The sequence below is a fragment of the Desulfotignum phosphitoxidans DSM 13687 genome, assembly GCF_000350545.1.
Lineage (GTDB): Bacteria > Desulfobacterota > Desulfobacteria > Desulfobacterales > Desulfobacteraceae > Desulfotignum > Desulfotignum phosphitoxidans.
Genome location: NZ_APJX01000026.1, coordinates 1 through 3,610, shown reverse-complemented (window position 1 = coordinate 3,610; position 3,610 = coordinate 1). Strand labels below are relative to the sequence as shown.

At 41.8% G+C, this 3,610-nt stretch carries 5 protein-coding genes; all 5 read right to left on the bottom strand.

Annotated elements, in window-relative coordinates:
• Positions 1–4 precede the first annotated feature (4 nt).
• On the bottom strand, positions 5–343 hold the full coding sequence (locus tag DPO_RS23370) for a nucleotidyl transferase AbiEii/AbiGii toxin family protein (protein WP_051069433.1): 339 nt from the start codon (positions 341–343) through the stop codon (positions 5–7).
• Positions 321–740: a DUF6088 family protein gene (locus tag DPO_RS23365; protein WP_006968860.1), complete on the bottom strand. Its 420-nt coding sequence runs from the start codon at positions 738–740 to the stop codon at positions 321–323. Before DPO_RS23365 ends, DPO_RS23370 begins: the two co-directional genes overlap by 23 nt.
• Before the next feature lie 294 nt (positions 741–1,034).
• Entirely contained in the window at positions 1,035–1,925 is an 891-nt protein-coding gene (locus DPO_RS23360; protein ID WP_006968859.1) for a Fic family protein, read from the bottom strand.
• Between the two features lie 569 nt (positions 1,926–2,494).
• On the bottom strand, positions 2,495–2,743 hold the full coding sequence (locus tag DPO_RS23355; protein WP_006968858.1) for a hypothetical protein: 249 nt from the start codon (positions 2,741–2,743) through the stop codon (positions 2,495–2,497).
• A gap of 211 nt (positions 2,744–2,954) precedes the next feature.
• Complete coding sequence (locus DPO_RS23350) at positions 2,955–3,206, bottom strand: type II toxin-antitoxin system MqsA family antitoxin (protein ID WP_006968857.1); 252 nt, start codon at positions 3,204–3,206, stop codon at positions 2,955–2,957.
• Positions 3,207–3,610: the final 404 nt, after the last annotated feature.

The window sequence follows — 3,610 nt, the reverse complement described above, 5'->3', positions numbered from 1 at the left end:
CCGGTCAGCCACGACTTATAATAGAATCACTAATAACGGAAATATCCGTCAGTTCATCTATTGTGGAAATAATTTCTTTTCGGACCGCTTTTCTGTTTCCCCGTGTTATATCAGCCGCACCAATAATTCTAAAATCCAAATCTTCAGAAAATCTTTTTATCAACCCATAACCTTTGGATAAGGATGTTCCACCAGCAAATATTATCTTTAAAGGTACCACCGATAATGTGGAAACACCCTGCAGTATTTTTACTGCGAACCAGTCTTTTTCAATGAAAGATGGATCAACCCCCAATTCAATTGCAATATCATCAAAAACTTCAATTGGTGGTAACTTTTTCATATTTTACAAATCTTCCATTGAAACCTATTTTTTTACTTACCCTTCTGTTCACACCTATCACTATCCCTGTTGGCACCTGAGTTGTTTTTCCATCATTGTACTCCTGTTCATAGGGTGTTGGAACAACACCAACGCCTGTTTTTTTTAAAACAGTCATGGCAATATCCCTGATATTTTGCTCAGGGATAATTTTTTTAGTAGCAGATGAAATTTTAGTTCGCACATACACCCCCTGGCCGACACGAAGAATCAATTTCTTCTTTATCAATTTTCTGAGAGCCCTGAGTATCTGATCTCTATCGGACAAATCATAGAAATCAGATAACACAAAGGTAGAATAACTACTTCGTTTTATACGATATTTAATTTTAGCTTCTAAAGTTTTTTTCACAGACATAGACCATACCTCTTTACAAATATACGACACCCATGCTTACAAACATACGACACTTATTACGTAATGTCTACACCCGAGCTTTTTTTAGTTTTGGATTTTGAGCGAAAGAAAACCCACCCCAGAACACAAATGTCCAGGCCGCTCCATAGGGTGGCCCACCGGGACGGCGCCACGGCAATCCTCAATTCTTAAACATGGCTTTTCAGCATCAAAAAGCGCATTCCAAGACCATTCCAGCCCTTGATTCAGACAACATCCCCTGTAAAAACAACGATTTACTGGGGTCAGACCCTGTCATGACTGCCCTCTGCCGGCCAACCATTGCCGGCCAGCCTCTGTCAGCTGGTATTTTTGCAATTTACTTCTGGGTTTCTCGGGAATGGTCATTTCAAGCAACCCTGTTTTCAAAGCCGGCCTCAAAAAGGTTTTATAAAAATATTTTCTGTCTCTTATTCCAAGTTTCTCCTGCAACTGTTCGCGCCCTGCCGGTTTTTCACAGCACAGCAGTAACTTCTCAACATGAGGGGTATCATGAGGGGTATCATGGGGGGTAATCGGAGAGGACGTCGATCCAGTCTGATGCAGCTCAGCCTTAAAAAAATCTCCGATCTCCTCAATCTTGAACCCAATCTCCGTGTAAGAACTCAACACCTCCCGAATGCGCACAAATCCAGTGCCATAGCGCTCAATATCGCCCATCAGAAAAAAAGCCTCAGCCAGCAGCCGATTCCTTATAGAGGACACATAGTCATTGCGCTGCAAATCCTCGATCTGCAAGTTGCCATAGAGCTTTCCCGGATTGGTAAAAATAATGCGGTCATCGAAAATTTTGATCACAATATCTGAAGGATTCTTGTAATCCCGGTGCACCACGGCATTCAACAAAAGCTCTCGAAGCGCTTCCATGGGATACTGCCAGCGCTCCCGGCGCTCAAGACTGCCATCAAAGTGATAGGAAAGATTGACATGAACCCGGGCCTTGGGCACAAGCTGGGGATAGGTGGCGACCTTGATCTCATTCAAATAGCGTTGCACTGTTTCAGGACCAACTTCCAAACCACAGGGATTGCCGTCATCATCAACACCGACAACCACTGACCCGCCCTCGGTATTGGCAAAGGCCGCAAGGGAAATAATCACCTCTTTGCCAAATGATTTTTTATGCTCAACAAGCTGTGTTTCCATAAGAACGCCGCTGCTTACTACCTTTTATCAAATGCTGCAAATGCATAATTTCAGAGAATTATTGCCGGCAGGCCAACCCCCAAACCTGCACTGACACCACCCCGTCTACTTAACATTTAAAACTTAAAACTCCAAATAACTACAATAACGCAGGCCTGACCCCCAACTTCACTCAAAAATTTGTGACAAAATGCAAGAAACACATATGCAAAAACGAGAAGACATTTGAAAAACTCGTTGTTATTTCGTGAAATAAAAATCGCGCTAATTCTTAAAAGCCGCTTTTTGCCCGCAAAAAGTGCACTCTAAGCCCATTTCAGCCCTTATATTAAGCATCATTAGCTGTAAAAACAATAAGTTGCCAGGGTCAGACCCCCACGGGATCGTTGTGAATTTCCGGCAAACGAACGGATAATTGTGCAATATGGCGAGACAAAGGAACTTCATTTAATGCATGCTGTTTTATCATGCGATCCAGATACAGTTCAGGTTCAATTGGCAAATGAAGCCTTTTTCTCCTGTAAAGCATCGATATTTCCCAGGCTGAAACGACGGATATATGCAGATTATCATCTTAATTCTTCCGGCCAGTCGGAATCAGGGAGAGGCTCAGTGGGATCGCCGACAAAACAAGCCCCTTCCAGCATCGGATCTGTTTCAAGAGGATCGTTTTTCTTCTGGGGAATAATTTTAACAATTGGTTTGTTGCCACGGACAATCAGAATCGACTGACCTGTTTTTTCTATTTGTTCAATGATTTTTATCAGATCGCTCTCGATTACCGAGTTGATGTTAATTACATTTTCAGAAGCTTCCATTTTCGCCTCCTTTATGCTGATCTTTTCCATACTATCATCTCTGGTGGATGGATTTCATAAATCCATGACAAAATGATACCCCCAACAAAAACTTTTAGCAACCCAAATGAGGCCAGAGCTCGGGAGTCAGCCAACTTAAAACTTAAAACTTAAAATAACTACAATAACGCAGGCCTGACCCCCCCCTTATTCCGGTGCTGAAATTCCGGGGTCAGACCCCCCCAAACGCCATTTGAGGCAATTGAATATAAGAGTCAGGCTGTTCCTCTTTTTTTTGAATTGCAAAGAAGTGCTTCTCGATCTTCTTCAAAACAGCAGCTTCGTAGAAAACCATCCCACAAGTACTACAAATTTCCACAGGAGTATTTGGTACAAGCAAATAATTACCCTTGTATGAATACAAATAATCTGTTTTTTTTGATTCATAGTCATTGCCGCCACAAAAAACACATTTCTTAATCATTTTTCACCTCTCTTCCATGGAGTGATAAATTTGGGTGGCTTTGGAACATAGACTGTTATAATACAAAGTTGTTCCCCTCGCCAACCACAAACTATATGGATGGGTGTATGGTGAGCAAATCCAAGAAGCATGCAACGAATAAACATACAAATAAAGACTTACCGGGGTCAGACCCCGGTAATGTCAGCAAATAGTGTGTCAGTTTCTCACTGGCAATCATTGTGTTTTCAGGAAGTTTCATCATAAATTTCCCGGATCAACTTGTCATGGAAGGTAATCACTTTTATGGTATTTTCCTTTTCTGCCATGATGAAATTTTATCCGGTTCTGCTTTTTCAGTCAAGGTGTATGTTTTTATGGAAGATCTGCCGGTTTACCCCCGGCGTTTTCTACTTAAAACTTAA

Bases quoted from the DNA above. Each gene is read 5' to 3' on its own strand.
- DPO_RS23350 (WP_006968857.1), bottom strand. From the start codon at position 3,206: ATGATTAAGAAATGTGTTTTTTGTGGCGGCAATGACTATGAATCAAAA.
- DPO_RS23370 (WP_051069433.1), bottom strand. From the start codon at position 343: ATGAAAAAGTTACCACCAATTGAAGTTTTTGATGATATTGCAATTGAA.
- DPO_RS23360 (WP_006968859.1), bottom strand. From the start codon at position 1,925: ATGGAAACACAGCTTGTTGAGCATAAAAAATCATTTGGCAAAGAGGTG.
- DPO_RS23365 (WP_006968860.1), bottom strand. From the start codon at position 740: ATGTCTGTGAAAAAAACTTTAGAAGCTAAAATTAAATATCGTATAAAA.
- DPO_RS23355 (WP_006968858.1), bottom strand. From the start codon at position 2,743: ATGGAAGCTTCTGAAAATGTAATTAACATCAACTCGGTAATCGAGAGC.